This is a genomic window from Croceitalea sp. W27, assembly GCF_055693185.1.
On sequence record NZ_CM146327.1, the window covers coordinates 2,189,098 to 2,204,213 of the forward strand.

At 35.7% G+C, this 15,116-nt stretch carries 11 protein-coding genes, 1 tRNA gene and 1 pseudogene; 8 read left to right on the forward strand and 5 right to left on the reverse strand.

What is annotated here, in order from left to right:
- The first annotated feature begins 9 nt into the window (after nt 1-9).
- The 5 genes from ACZ1GR_RS09880 to ACZ1GR_RS09900 all read left to right on the forward strand — a co-directional run bounded on the left by ACZ1GR_RS09880 (nt 10) and on the right by ACZ1GR_RS09900 (nt 8,335).
- A complete protein-coding gene (locus tag ACZ1GR_RS09880) occupies nt 10-4,023 on the forward strand; it encodes a chemotaxis protein CheB (RefSeq protein ID WP_472608824.1) in 4,014 nt (1,337 codons plus the stop codon).
- Between the two features lie 3 nt (nt 4,024-4,026).
- The gene (locus ACZ1GR_RS09885) at nt 4,027-4,413 is read left to right on the forward strand and encodes a response regulator (protein ID WP_472608825.1); all 387 of its coding nucleotides are present in this window, start codon (nt 4,027-4,029) and stop codon (nt 4,411-4,413) included.
- Between the two features lie 138 nt (nt 4,414-4,551).
- Nucleotides 4,552-6,402: a PAS domain-containing protein gene (locus ACZ1GR_RS09890; RefSeq protein ID WP_472608826.1), complete on the forward strand. Its 1,851-nt coding sequence runs from the start codon at nt 4,552-4,554 to the stop codon at nt 6,400-6,402.
- Between the two features lie 91 nt (nt 6,403-6,493).
- Nucleotides 6,494-7,720 carry a DNA (cytosine-5-)-methyltransferase gene (gene dcm, locus ACZ1GR_RS09895; protein ID WP_472608827.1) on the forward strand — a complete coding sequence of 409 codons (1,227 nt, stop codon included), beginning with the start codon at nt 6,494-6,496 and terminating at the stop codon, nt 7,718-7,720.
- Nucleotides 7,721-8,335, forward strand: coding sequence for a hypothetical protein (locus ACZ1GR_RS09900; protein ID WP_472608828.1), 615 nt, complete (start codon nt 7,721-7,723; stop codon nt 8,333-8,335).
- A 5-nt stretch (nt 8,336-8,340) separates the two neighbouring features.
- Here the strand turns inward: ACZ1GR_RS09900 and ACZ1GR_RS09905 are convergent.
- Nucleotides 8,341-8,780: pseudogene (locus ACZ1GR_RS09905) on the reverse strand (GNAT family N-acetyltransferase).
- Nucleotides 8,781-8,796: 16 nt separating this feature from the next.
- Nucleotides 8,797-9,228 (reverse strand): ribose 5-phosphate isomerase B, encoded by a 432-nt coding sequence (gene rpiB, locus ACZ1GR_RS09910; protein ID WP_377766956.1) that lies wholly within the window; start codon nt 9,226-9,228, stop codon nt 8,797-8,799.
- Nucleotides 9,229-9,822: 594 nt separating this feature from the next.
- Here rpiB and rnr point away from each other — a divergent pair.
- From rnr to ACZ1GR_RS09925, 3 genes are read left to right on the forward strand one after another with little or no spacing between them, the layout of a single operon-like run.
- Complete coding sequence (gene rnr, locus ACZ1GR_RS09915; protein WP_472608829.1) at nt 9,823-12,012, forward strand: ribonuclease R; 2,190 nt, start codon at nt 9,823-9,825, stop codon at nt 12,010-12,012.
- A gap of 54 nt (nt 12,013-12,066) precedes the next feature.
- The gene (locus ACZ1GR_RS09920) at nt 12,067-12,756 is read left to right on the forward strand and encodes a head GIN domain-containing protein (RefSeq protein WP_472608830.1); all 690 of its coding nucleotides are present in this window, start codon (nt 12,067-12,069) and stop codon (nt 12,754-12,756) included.
- A gap of 8 nt (nt 12,757-12,764) precedes the next feature.
- Nucleotides 12,765-13,436 carry a LysE family translocator gene (locus ACZ1GR_RS09925; RefSeq protein ID WP_472608831.1) on the forward strand — a complete coding sequence of 224 codons (672 nt, stop codon included), beginning with the start codon at nt 12,765-12,767 and terminating at the stop codon, nt 13,434-13,436.
- Nucleotides 13,437-13,457: 21 nt separating this feature from the next.
- On the opposite strand, the gene ACZ1GR_RS09930 is transcribed toward ACZ1GR_RS09925, so the two are convergent.
- From ACZ1GR_RS09930 to ACZ1GR_RS09940, 3 genes are all read right to left on the reverse strand, one after another.
- Nucleotides 13,458-13,528, reverse strand: a tRNA-Cys gene (locus tag ACZ1GR_RS09930).
- A 236-nt stretch (nt 13,529-13,764) separates the two neighbouring features.
- Entirely contained in the window at nt 13,765-14,121 is a 357-nt protein-coding gene (gene folB, locus ACZ1GR_RS09935; protein ID WP_472608832.1) for a dihydroneopterin aldolase, read from the reverse strand.
- A 38-nt stretch (nt 14,122-14,159) separates the two neighbouring features.
- A complete protein-coding gene (locus ACZ1GR_RS09940; protein WP_472608833.1) occupies nt 14,160-15,107 on the reverse strand; it encodes a PorP/SprF family type IX secretion system membrane protein in 948 nt (315 codons plus the stop codon).
- Nucleotides 15,108-15,116: the final 9 nt, after the last annotated feature.

Here is a 15,116-nt window from a genome sequence, read left to right on the forward strand (position 1 = left end):
TTTTATTAAATGGCCAAAGCTGCTAAAGATTCTGTTTTTTCCTCAAATGGTCATGCAATGGCGCCAAATCATCATAGCAACAGTTTTTCAATTATCGGCATCGGTGCAAGTGCGGGTGGTCTTGAAGCATTGAAGTCTTTCTTTGATCATGTTCCTGCTGAATGCCAGCATAGTTTTGTAGTAGTGCAACATTTAAGTCCAGACTACAAAAGCCATATGGCGGAACTTTTAGGGAAAAACACTTCCTTGCCTGTTGAAGAGGTAAAAAATAATACTAGGGTTGAACCAGGAAAAGTTTACTTAATTCCTCCAAAAAAGAACATGACCATTTTTGGCGGTAAATTGGTTCTTACCGATAAGCCTACCACTAATGAGCTAAACCTTCCCATTGATATCTTCTTTAGGTCCTTAGCAACCGAACGAAAAGAAAAAGCCATAGCAATCGTTTTAAGCGGTACTGGAAGTGACGGCACCAGTGGGGTGAGAAATATAAAAGAATTCAATGGCATGGTCATGGTACAAAGCCCGGTGCAGGCAAAGTTTGACGGCATGCCTCAAAGTGCGCTAAATACAGGTTTGGTAGATTATGTTTTGCCTGTTGAGAATTTGGCCAGTGAGCTTATCAATTATATCGAACACCCTGATGCAACTGGTGATCTTGAAAAAATAATAGAACAGCAAGAGCCTACAATTTTAAAAATTCTCAAACACCTCAACCATCTCACGAATTTTGATTTTGAGCATTATAAAAGACCGACTTTAATACGTAGAATTTCGAGAAGAATGAGCGTGAATAAGCTCGATGAGCTTTCACACTATAAAGATTTCTTATATGAAAACGCCAATGAATGCCACATTCTTGCCAGGGAGTTTTTAATAGGTGTTACTAGTTTCTTTAGAGACCCTGAGGTTTGGGAGTTCTTGCAAAAAGAAATTATTCCAAAAATAGTATTGTCAAAATCAAACGACGATACTATAAAAATTTGGTGTGCAGGCACTAGTACAGGAGAAGAGGCTTACAGTCTTGCTATTCTACTCAACGAAGAGCTAAACAAGCAAAAGAAGAAATGTGTAGTTAAAATCTTTGCTACAGATCTTGAGAAAACACATTTAGAAATAGGAAGCAGGGGGCAGTATGCCGAAAGTATCGTAGCACATGTTTCAAGAAAAAGGTTAAATGAAAACTTCTTAAAAAAAGGGGACGAATACCAAATAAAAGAAAGCATTCGCAGGATGGTGATTTTTAGCCATCATAACGTACTTAAAGATCCGCCATTCAACAAAATGGATTTGAGTATTTGTAGAAACCTGCTTATTTACATGCAGCCAATAGCCCAAAAACGCATCATAGGTATTCTGCAGTACTCTTTAAACCTCAACGGTGTTTTAGTGCTTGGCTCAAGTGAAACTGTTGGTGATTACAAAAAAGTTTTCAAGGAGATTAATCGAAAACTTAAGATATATAGAAACCTGCACCCTGCGCGAACCTTGGGCATGGAGGTTTTAAACTATCCCAATATAGCTCCTGCAAGAAATTTTACTCCGCAAACGGCACAAAAAAAACTGGCTGAAAACAGAATGTATGAGGCCATGAACGAAACTATAGCCGACGAACTGGGTGTGGCCGGGGTTTGTATAGACAACCAATACAACATTGTCAATGCAATTGGTGAGTTTAAGAATTATATTGAGTTACCCGAGAGAGGTTTTAGTGTCAACCTTTTAAAAATGGTGCCAGAAAATGTTTCTTCGGCGATAAGCCTGGCTATTCGAAAGGTCAATAAAAACCATGAAAAAATAAAGTTTAATTCTATTAAGTTCAGGCAAGACTCCAGGACACTTCTCGTTGATTTGCTTATTTGTCCCTTTTCAATGGGCATTTCCCAAGAAGAATCCAATTATCTCATTTTGTTTTTTCCGAAGGAAGAACAAGAGAGTTCTGCCGTGTCTATTGAAGACTATACCGCTGGATCATCGAACATTCATGTTGCGGAGTTGGAGGCCGAACTTAAAGATACCCGGCAAAACCTACAGACTTTATTACAAGAAGTAGAAACAAGCAACGAAGAATTACAGGCGGCAAATGAAGAATTATTATCGGCAAACGAAGAGCTTCAAAGCACCAATGAAGAATTACAAAGTGTAAATGAAGAATTACATACCGTTAATGCCGAATTACAGCAAAAGGTAGAAGATTTGGCTACGGTAAACGTAGATATGGATAACCTTTTAAAAAGTACCGATATCGGCACCATTTTCTTGGATAGGGAAATGAAGGTTAGAAAGTTCACCCCTAAAATCAGAAAGTATTTTAATCTTAGGGAAAACGATATCCAACGACCTCTTGAACATTTCTCGAACAGCTTTGGCAATAGCGGTAAAGAAATTCTCGAGATTGCCGATGAAGTCTTGAAATCAGGAAAGTTCATACAAAAAGAGGTTGCTGATAGCGAGGGTAACTGGTTTTTACAAAGAACCATTCCTTTCTACAATGTCAATCAAACTATTGATGGCGTCGTTATCAGTTTTATTGATATCAATGAACTTAAAAAAGCTGAAAAGGCCCTTAAAAACAGTGAGTCTGAATTTAGAAAGCTCTACGATAATGCTCCAGACATGTTTGTTAGTGTTGGTCTAGACGGTAGAATTCTCAACTGTAACCGCAAGCTGGTAGAGAATTTAGGTTATGAAGAAATGGATGAACTGGTACATGTTCCGCTATACAAAATAATGGATGGCGACTATGTTCAAAAATCAAAAGAAGATATCAAACTTCTAAAAAAAGAAGGCAAACTAAGCAACCTTTATCGTGTTATCACTACCAAAAAAGGAAATAAGATTCCTATACGTTTAAATGCTGAGAGTATTTTTGATGACAACGGCAAATTAAGCCATTTTATAAGTAGCTGGCGAGATGTCACCGATATTCAAGAGGCCGAACAGAAATATGCGTACCAAAACAAGGCTTTTGAGCAAGTTTTAGAGGCTACCATGGCAGGTTATTGGGATTGGCTCATTCAAGAAGGTACGGAATACATGAGTCCTTCTTTCAAAAAAATGTTCGGTTACCACGAAGCTGACTTAGAAACTGGTCCGAAATCTTGGCAAGAGCTCATACATAAAGATGATTTGGTCAGTGTTCATGAAGCCCTTGAAAACCACATGACAAGTAAGGGTGAAATTCCTTATGATATCGAGGTGCGCTACTATCATAAAGATGGAAGTATTGTTTGGGTATGGAGCAAAGGACGTGTCATAGAATGGGACAAAGACGGCAAACCGGTAAGAATGGTGGGCAGTCACGTCAACATTACACATTTAAAAGCGGTACAACAACGTTTAAGTCAGAGTAATAAGGCCTTGGAACGTTTTGCTTACATTGCCAGTCATGACCTTCAAGAGCCTTTACGGACCATAAACGATTTTATAGACCTATTAAAAGAAGATTATACTGCAAAACTTGACGAAAATGCCGAAGTATACATGCGTTTTATTTCTGAAGCCTCTAATCGAATGGGGCAGCTGGTCAAGGGTATATTGGCTTATTCAAGAATTGGGGCGGTCGGCGAAAATACTAAGGTGGATTTAGATAAGATTCTTGAAAACGTAAAAAAGGACCTCCACCTAAAAATATTGGACCGTAATGTCGTTTTTGAAAATGATGTCTTGCCGAAAATTAAGGGCAATGAACATGAGCTACATTCACTGTTTTTAAATGTCATCGGTAACGCTATTAAATTTGTGCCTCCTGAAATAAGTCCGGTTATAAAAATCAATTCTAAAAAAGAAGGGGTTTTCTATACCATCTCGGTATCCGATAACGGAATTGGAATTGACAAAAAACATAAAGAGCAGATTTTTGACATTTTTAAAAGACTCCACAATTCTGATAAATACGAAGGAACCGGCATAGGTCTTGCGCATTGCAAAAGAATTGTTGAACTTCACGGCGGAGAAATCTGGGTAGATTCAGAGCTTGGAAAAGGCAGTTCGTTTCATTTTACCTTAAATTCACAAATCTAGTTTATGGTAAATACCATATTACTTTTAGATGACAATTCTGCAACGAATTATATTCATAGAAAATTTATTTCTAGGTCTCCGTATAATGCGGCGGTAGTTTCATTTGAAATGGGCAAGGACGCCTTGGACTATCTCAATAACACTGAAAATCCATTTCCTGAACTTATTTTTGTTGATATTAATATGCCAACAATGAGCGCTTGGGAGTTTTTTACCAACTATAGATTAGTTGAACGTGCAGAAAAAGCAAACGCTATATGTATTATTCTTACAACCTCATTAAGTCCTGAAGACACAGAAATTGTAAAAGACTTTGAGGAAGTCAACGATATTATGATGAAGCCTCTTAACATAGATGCGCTTAAACAGGTGTTTACCAAGTTTTTCTAGATTCTTCTATCGATGAAATGCAGGTCACAATCAGTTGACAACAAATAATCTTTTTCTTACAACAAATATTACTATTCTTACAACATAATTGTATTGTAATCCTTTCCTTACTTTAAATTTGGGAAAAATAGTCATAGTATGGATAATCTTACAACTAATCAACCTACTGCAACCAAATGGATAACGCAGCTACCATCGTCAACCGCGCTTTTAGACGCAGACTTAAACCTTATAGATGCATCATCTAATTGGTTCAAAATTTTCGATTTCAAAAGAGAGAATGTTATTGGGGAATCATTCTTAAGTCTTTTTCCGCACTTTTCAGAGTCTTGGGAAGACAGTTTGGAGTATGCCCTTGAAGGGCTTACCGATATAAAGGTAATTGACAAAATGCCGCCTGAAGAAGAGCCCGAACAAGATTTTGTTTGGCTTCTTAACCCCTGGAAAGATGGTTACGGAAAAACCGTTGGGGTCATTCTAAACGTAAAAGATGTAACTGAAAAAAAGGCACTGGAACTTGAGCTTAAGCAAACTCAGATTTTACTCAATGAAAAAAGTAAAATTGCCAAAATAGGCAGCTGGGAATATAAAATAGATACCAAAAAAATGTATTGGTCCAATGAGATTAGGTCGATTTTCGGCGTTCCTAAGGACTATCAACCAACTTTTGATGCTTCTATTTCTTTCTTTAGTGAAGAAAGCGGTTCAAGAGAGGCCATTAACAATCTTGTGGAGGCGGCTATTGCCTCTGGCAAGCCATGGAATAAAAATTTAGAAATCAACACCTTTGACGGCAAGTCTATTTGGGTAAACACCATTGGTAGGCCCAAATTTAAAAATGGTAGATGCGTACGTATTATAGGTACCGTTCAAGACATAACGGAAAGTATGCCTCAAAAAGAGGATAAACAAGAAGCAAAAAATATTACTTCTGTTCAACCAATTTTTGATGTCGCCCCAACGGGTATGGCAATTATTGACTTAAAGTCTGGGGCGATTATAGACATAAACGCTCATCTGTTACAATTGCTTCACAAGCCTAAAAGTGTATTTGTTGGCAAAAACTATAAATCATTCATATCGTTTACAAGGTTTGAGTATGTACAATTGGCAAAAGAGCTCGAACAAAACAACGTTTTTGGCCCTATTGAAAAAGAGCTTACTTTAGGTAATGGTCAACAAATCTATTTGAAGCTTAAGGGAAAAACTATTAGCGCTAATACTACAAGCCAAAAAATTCTTTTAAGTTGTGAAAACGTGACCAAATACAAAGCCAAAGAAGAAGTAATGGCCCAGGGCATTCAAAAATCTGAGAATGAACTTGACAAATTGGTGCACTTCTCACACATGGTTTCACACAACCTTAAATCACACGCGACTAACTTTGATTTGCTATTAAATTTTCTAAATACCGAAAAGGATAGCGCTGAGCGTGAGAATCTTCTGAAAATGCTTTTTAAGGCAACAGAAAATCTCACCGGAAGCATAAAAGGTCTTAGAGAATTAGTGGATATCAGATATAAAATCGACGATGAGAAAAAAACCTTAAAGCTGAATGATTATGTTTACAAAATTCTAGAGAATTATACCGGGCTGGTCAAGCAAGAAGGGGCGAAAATATTCAATGAAATAGCTGATGATGTTACGGTAATGGCAATACCTAACTATTTAGAAAACATTTTAAGCAACTTAATTGTAAACGCCATAAAATTTAAAAAAGACGATCAAAAACCAATACTCGTTATTAGTGCCGAGAAAACCAAAGAACATACCATCTTCTCTATAGAGGATAATGGTATGGGAATGGACCTTTCACAGGTAGGCGACAAACTATTTGCGCTTTATAGAACTTTGCATAGCATAGACCGTTCTAGAGGAATGGGGCTATATCTCACCAAATATCAGGTTGAACTTATGAAGGGTAAAATTGAAGTGGATAGCGAGTTGGATAGAGGTAGTGTTTTTAAGGTTTATTTTCCTAATGAATAAATAGTTTTTCATCGCACCATATACCACAAGCGGGCTCTCTTCTTCCAGAGCCCGCTTTTTTTGTAGTATTTCAAATCCTTATTTTTGACAGATGCAGAAACTAAAAGTTTGCGAACTTTTTGCCGGTGTTGGTGGCTTTAGACTAGGTTTAGAGAAAACCGGTGGTTTTGAGGTAGTTTGGAGCAATCAATGGGAGCCTTCAACCAAAACCCAACATGCTTCGTTGGTCTACGAAGCCAGGTTTGGTTCAAAAAACCATTCTAATCAAAATATCGAAAAAGTACTTTCTAAAGATATTCCTGATCACGATGTTTTAGTGGGTGGATTTCCTTGTCAAGACTATTCCGTTGCTACCACCTTAAAAAACTCAAAAGGCTTGCTTGGTAAAAAAGGGGTTTTGTGGTGGTCTATTCATCGTATACTTTCAGAGAGAAAAAATAAACCAAAATACCTGATTCTCGAAAATGTAGATCGTTTACTAAAATCACCATCTTCTCAACGGGGCAGGGATTTTGCCATTATGTTAAAAAGTTTGTCCGACTTAGATTATGCCGTTGAATGGCGTGTAATCAATGCCGCTGAATACGGTATGCCGCAGCGCAGAAGGCGTGTTTTTATTGTGGGTATCCATAAATCTTCATCTTTGCTTTCAAACTATAATACTTTAAGTTCAGCAAGTATCCTATTGGAAAAAGGCATTTTTGCCAACGTTTTTCCTGTATCCCAAAGCACCATAAAACTAAACCATCTAAGTCTTGAAGCTGATATTCTAAACATTTCCGAAAACTTCAATAAAGGTGAAAAATTATCTCCTTTTTTTAATAGTGGTGTTTGTATAGATGGTAAAGTTTCTACCATAAAAACCATTCCGAGCTATGATGGTAATTTTACCCTGCTTTCAGATATTTTACAAAATGGCGAAGTATCGGAAGACTATTTCATTTCTGAAACAGAACTACCTAAATGGGAATATTTAAAAGGAGGGAAAAAAGAATTAAGAACAACTAAAGAAGGTTTTACCTATAATTACTCAGAAGGGTCAATGGTTTTTCCTGATGCGTTGGATAAAGCTTCTAGAACAATAATTACAGGAGAGGGCGGCAAGTCGCCTTCGCGGTTTAAACATGTAATACAAACAAATAAAGGCCTCCGTAGGCTTACTCCTATAGAACTGGAGCGACTTAACATGTTTCCTGACAATCACACCAAGCTTGAAGGTGTTACAGATACCAAAAGAGCATTTTTTATGGGTAATGCCTTGGTGGTCGGGGTCGTTGAGCGTATTGCAAATTCGCTCATTGAAAAAATCAATGCCTAAATGGGTTTGAAAAGTAATTTTAAAGAGGACCTTAAGAAAGAAAAGCTTTTGTCCGTTCTTTTAGACTCTTGTTACAAATCTGAATTACGAAATTACTCATTTGAACGAGTGACCAATTTAAGTGAGCAGTTTAAAGGCGTTGACGTATTGTTTAAACACCATAAAAAAGAAATCACTTACTACATAGATGAAAAAGCTCAATTAGACTATATAAATGATGATTTACCAACATTCGCCTTCGAGATTTCATACTTAAAAAATGGAAAAGCTAAAGAAGGGTGGTTATTTGATGAGCATAAAAAAACAGACTTTTATTCCTTAATCACCGCAATTTATTCTGATGAACCTGATTCTTATACATCTTGTAAAATAACTTTAGTAAACAGAAAAAAGCTCATATCCTTTTTACATACAAAAGGTGTTAATCAAACTTCTATTCTTCAACAATTAAATAGCGTGCGAGGTCGGCATGGAAAGCATGGCATGAAAGAATTAGATGAGCGAAAAGAAGGTTATCTTTTTGTTTCAAAAGAGAATAAGTCAGAACGGCCTATTAATCTAATTCTTCGGTTAGAGTTTTTAATACAACACAAACTAGCGCGCAGATTAGTATAAAGTGTTTATTTTTTAATCATTTTTATATGCGGAATTCCATCCTCTAAGTATTCTTCTCCTATTATTAGAAAACCTAAATCATTATAAAACTTTTTCAAATAAACTTGCGCGGAAAGTTCAACCTTATCGGTGTGTAATTTTTCTTTTATGGCTTTGATTGAAGTTAACATGATTTCTTTTCCAAAACCATATTTACGTTCTTTTTTTTTACTGCAACCCGCCCGATACTCGCATTTTCAAAATAATCGCCTGGTTTAAATATTCTTGTATAGGCAACTATTTTATTGTTTTTAATTCCTAGAACATGTAAGGCTTTTTGGTCTTTATCATCTATGTCTTGATAAATACAGTCTTGTTCAACCACAAAAATTTCACTTCGTAATTGTAAAAGTTCGTAAAGTTGATTTAGATTTAATTCATTGAAAGATTTGATAAATACCTTCATCTCTATCTTCAACTATTTACGAACAAGGTATTTTCTCAACTCTACGCTCATGACGACCGCCTTCGAAAGTTGTTTCTAGAAAAGTATTTACCATCTCCAATGCTTGCGGTAGCGCTATAAAACGTGCAGGGAGACTTAGAATGTTAGCATCGTTATGTTCTCTAGCCAACTTGGTAATTTCTTTTGACCAACAAAGAGCGCTACGTATTGCTTGATGTTTATTCGCCGTCATGTTTGCTCCATTTCCGCTTCCGCATACAACAATACCGAAATCGACATTGCCTTTTTCAACATCCTCTGCAACTGGGTGAACAAAATCTGGGTAATCTACGCTATCCGTTCCATCCGTTCCATAATTGGCGACGGCTATACCCTTAGATTTTAGCATTCCTACTATGGCAAGCTTATATTCCGTACCGGCGTGATCATTTCCTATGGCTATTTTCATGGTTTGTTCTTTAAGATATTTAGGTCTATCACAAAGGTACAATACTTTTAAATTTGCATTGTTTATAAAGTTTATGAAATAAATACAATACGCTTTAAATCAAACTTTTATCAAAATCATGGTTTTGTTGACAAACAGAAGAGAACTATTTATTAATAGTTTTTCTTTTTAAAGGGATTTTTACCAATGCAATCTTAATTTAAATATCCAACTAAAATTCAATTAGAAAATAATCAACTATTGTTCAACATAAAACCAAACTAATCAACATTAAAATTACATTTAGTTATTAGTATTTCTATGTTAAAAACAGTTGTTAACTAATGTTATTAAACTATTCAACTAATTGATTTTTAAAACTATTGAACAACTACAACTTGTCAATAAACTTTAATACTTGTTAAGAGCAAGTAAAATTTGTTTTTTTTATTACACCTTTTAACAAGCAATCATAACAATCATAATTATTTAAATTTTAAGAAAAAGAAAATAATGATATTATAATATGTTTATAAAGTCTAAATGAAACGATTCTCTGCGTAATTTAAGATTCACGAATTATAATTTGTAATTTTCACCAAATAACAAAATTGAATGTCAAAGAAGAGAAAGAGAGCTAAAAGCCAGCGAAAGAACGAGATTACAAAAGGCATTTTTACAATACTTGAAAAAGAACCTTCAAAAAGTTTTAATTATAAACAAATAGCGGCAAAACTAAGCATAGACGATACCGAAGGAAGAAACGACCTTATAAAAAGGCTTGGTCAATTAAAGCAGAAAGAACGTATTGTTGAGGTAGAGCGCGGCAGGTATCAGAAAAAACCATCTGTACATACTTTAATACAAGGTAAGGTCGATTTAACATCTAGCGGTAACGCCTATATTTTGGTAGAGGAAATGGATGATGACATCTTTGTTCCGAAGCATAAGTTGAATAGAGCACTACATGGTGATACAGTTGAGGTATTCTTAAAAAAGAAGGGTAGCGGTAAAAAATTGGAAGGTGAAATTTCAAATGTTTTAGAACGAAAAAAGGCTACTTATGTTGGCATATTGGACAAACAAAAAACCTTTGCTTTTGTTCGACCTACAGATTCTAAAATGTATACCGATATTTTTGTTCCCCTTGAAGATATAAAGAAAGCAAATGATGGTGATAAAGTTTTGGTAGCCATAGGAAATTGGCCTAAAGATGCGGACTCACCTTACGGCAAAGTAATAGAAATTCTTGGAAAACCTGGGGAACATAATACCGAGATACATTCAATCTTAGCTGAATATGGTCTGCCTTATGAGTTTCCATACGAAGTGGAGCAGTTTGCTAAAACATTAGATACGAGTATAAAACCAGAGGAAATAGCTAAAAGAAGAGATATGAGAGATATCTTAACTTTTACCATTGATCCAAAAGATGCTAAAGATTTTGACGACGCTCTGTCATTTAGTAAACTAGAGAACGGCAACTTTGAAATTGGTGTTCATATAGCGGATGTTTCGCATTATGTACAACCCGATACCATACTAGAGGAAGAAGCTTATAATCGTGCAACTTCGGTTTATTTGGTAGATAGGGTGGTGCCCATGTTGCCAGAAATTTTGTCTAATAATGCGTGTTCGTTGCGACCAAACGAAGAAAAATATACATTTTCTGCGATTTTTGAACTAGATGATAAGGCAGTTTTAAAAAATCAGTGGTTTGGTAGAACGGTCATCAATTCTAATGAGCGTTTTGCATATGAAGAAGCACAACACATTATAGAAACATCGGCAAATAGAATACCCGATGAAATATCAATTCGTGAAACGGGCTATACTGTCGGTGAAGATGTAGTTGAGGCAGTTTTAATTTTTGATAAACTTGCTAAAATTATGCGTTCGAAACGCATGGATTCTGGGGCGATTTCTTTTGACAAAATAGAAGTGCGTTTTAATTTGGATGAAAATAGTAATCCTGAGGGGGTCTATTTTAAAGAGTCTAAAAATGCAAATAAACTAATAGAAGAGTTTATGTTGCTCGCGAATAGAAAGGTAGCGGAGTATATAGGAAAACAAAATCCAAAGAAAACATTTGTTTATAGAATTCATGATGAGCCTAATGAAGAAAAACTAATGGCTTTAAATGGGGTTATTTCAAGATTCGGTCATAGTGTTAATCTAAAGGATAAAAAGAGTATAAGCAGTTCTTTAAATCAATTACTACACGATGTAAAGGGTAAAAAAGAGCAGAATTTAGTAGATACCCTGACTATAAGAAGTATGAGCAAGGCGATTTACACCACTGATAATATTGGCCATTATGGTCTTGCCTTTGACTATTACAGTCACTTTACATCACCAATACGAAGGTACCCCGATGTAATGGTACATCGACTATTACAACATTATTTAGATGGCGGAAAATCTGCGAACGAGGCGGTTTATGAAGAAAAGTGCAAACATTCTTCTGGTATGGAGATTTTAGCTTCAAGTGCAGAAAGAGATTCTATTAAATATATGCAGATTAAGTTTATGCAAGACCACAGCGACAAAGAGTTTCTTGGGGTAATTTCTGGGGTTACCGAATGGGGTATTTATGTAGAAATTATTGAGAATAAATGTGAAGGAATGATTCGTATTCGTGATATTAAAGATGATTACTATAATTTTGATGAAAAGCAGTACGCTATAGTTGGCGAGCGTTCAAAAAAAGTATACCAATTAGGCGATGAAGTCTTTGTAATGGTAAAGAATTCAGACCTTATTAAAAGACATCTTGATTTTTCGTTAATCGGTAAGAAAAACTAATACTTTTTTGTAAAAAAATTTGTTTATGTTATTGAATACCAATCAGAAACATATATGAAAACTATTAGATTCATCTTATTTTTTTCTTTCTTTTCTTTTTTCTCCTTGTTGTTCGGTCAAGAAGAGAAAATCACCCAAGAACTCACAGCTTTTAAAGAACTAAAGGCTTTTGACGGTATTTCTATAAAACTTATTAAGTCAGATGTAAATCGAGCGGTTATATCAGGCGTAAATACTAAGAAAGTTGCTATTGTCAATAAGAGCGGAGTTTTAAAAATACGAATGGAAATAGATAAAATTTTCAGTGGTTTTAGAACTTTTATAGATCTTTATTATACAGAAGAACTTTTAGTTATAGATGTCAATGAAGATGCCTTAATTACTTCAGAAGAAACGATTACACAAAAAGTACTTGAATTAAAGGCACAAGAAGGTGGAGAAATAAATCTTAATTGTCAAACAGAACAATTATTGATTAAATCGGTAACAGGTGGAGATATTATTACCACTGGTTTTTCAGATAACCAAGATGTTAAGATAAACACCGGCGGCACCTATGACGGAAAAGCTTTTAAAACAAGTTTTACGACCATAACCGTGAGCGCAGGGGGTAACGCCGAAGTATATGCAATAAAATATGTGAAAGCAGACGTTAAAGGCGGTGGAAAAGTAAAAGTTTATGGTGATCCAGAAAAAATGGACGAGAAAACGGTTTTTGGAGGCACTATAGAGCGACTGGAATAAAAAAGTAAATGATAGAAGATATACAGGCAGCGATTCCTTTAGGCTTTTTATTAAGCTTTATGATTGGCCCTGTGTTTTTCGTACTCTTAGAAACTAGTGCAACTAAGGGTTTTAGAGCAGGATTGGCCCTGGATATTGGTGTTATTCTAGCTGATATTCTTTTTCTTTTCATCGCTTATTTTAGTAGCTTTCAATTGCTTGAAAACCTTAGCAACCAGCCAGGACTTTATGTTTTTGGCGGTATGATATTATTGGTTTACGGAATAGTGATTTTTGTGAAGAAACCCCCAAAGGAAGAAAAAGCAAAAAGCACGAAGGGAACGTATCTAAACTTAATGGTTAAGGGTTTTCTGCTAAACTTCATCAATATAGGCGTATTGGTTTTTTGGCTTGGGGTTTTAATAATCGTAGGACCGAGCCTAGATAATGAACCGAATAGAATTTTTATCTTTTTTGGAACGATGCTTGCAGCTTATTTTATTACGGATCTATTTAAGATAGTACTTGCTAAACAACTGCGCAAAAAGCTGACCAAAGACAGAATTAAACTGATTAAAAAAGGCCTTGGAGCTGTGCTTGCCATATGTGGTTTGGTATTGATAATAAAGGGATTTCTACCCAAAGAGCAATTTAATATCCACGACGGTATTGAACGTATTAAAGAACAAAAAACCCAGTAAACTTTTACTGGGTTTTTTTTGAGGCATCGAGCGGATTCGAACCGCTGTACAAGCTTTTGCAGAGCTGTGCCTAGCCACTCGGCCACGATGCCGTAAGGCGCAAAATTATAAAATAAAATGGAGTTAAATGATTATTAAACGAATCATTTTCTACAAAGTAATAACTAATATTAAACCGGGGGAATTTTTCTACTTTGAGGCATCGAGTGGACTCGAACCACTATAAAGACCCTTGCGGGGTCCCGCCTATCCATTTCGACCACAATGCCATTTGTGAACTACAAATCTAGAAATTTAAATGCACGACTCGAAACAATAGCGATACCGTTTATCTAGAATATTTCATTTTTATCGAAACACTCTCGACATCACCACCAATAGGGGGGTTTATTTTAGATACCGAAACCTCTGCATCTGAAATGGTTTCGATTTCAGAAAAAATACGATTTAAAATGCGTTTGGCAACGTGTTCAAGAAGTTTTGACTTAATCGCCATCTCTTCTTTCACAATATTATTTAGATGAACATAATCAACGGTATCGCTTAAACTATCGGATATTGAGGGCTTTGAAAGATCAGCGGAAACGCTCAAATCTACACGGTAATCACTACCGATAATACTCTCTTCTTTTAAACATCCATGCCACGCATGAACCCTTATATTGTTTAATTTAATTTCACCCATTGGTTATAGTAAAAGGGCAAATTTAAAGCAATATTAGTTTAGTAGGTGCAACGGCAGTTACTAATTCCTTGAAAGAGGTCTAGCCCTACGGTTACTACATGGGTACCAGAACTATAGCCTAAAAGCTCATTGGTAATAACTTGGTATGAATAACCAAAATAAAAATTATTCTTTTTAAAACCAGCTATAGGGGCGATATATAAAGGTGTACCAACTTGATCGTTCAAAAAACGATAGGTCAGGCCTAGGTAATAGTAATCTTCATAGTCATGAAAACGAACCTTTGTATTTAAATCGGTGACCGAACGACCATCACTTTCGAACCATTGAAAAAATATGGATGGTTCAACCTCGACTTTACTGTTCTTGTTTTTAGAAAAGCTATATCCTAAATAGGCGTAGTAATTTCGTAATGTATTTGGCTCAAAAGTTGGGTTAAAGTTTTCTAGGTTTTTTGGCAGAATATTGGATGCATTAAGACTTAAGTAAAATTTATCTAAACGATAAAGTACCCCAATGTCGAAGTTGTGATTTACTGTTGATTTGTCGTCTGTAGGAATCTGTCCGTTTTCATCTCTAAAATTTTCAACATCAATTCTAAATTGGTTGAAATTATATGATATACCTAAGGATAAAAATTCATCATCATAACGGTCTAGGGTTAAGTGATGCGCAAAAGATATTCTGGCACCACGTTGCCGGGTATTTCCGTTACTGTCATTATACATGAGCATTCCAATACCAGAGCGATTGCCTATTCTGGCATCGGCCGCTAAAGTTTGTGTGTCAGGCGCGTTTTCTATACCTACCCATTGAGTTAGCCCATTTAACCGAATTTTGATATGGTCACCAACACCCGCATAGGTCGGAGACATTAAAAATGGATTGTCAGCAATATATTGTGAGAGCTGAGGAATAGTCAGCTCCTGTGCTTTTGCGCCGAAGGCTACCAGCATTAATAGAATTAAGATTTGGGTCTTTTTCATGGCTTTGGG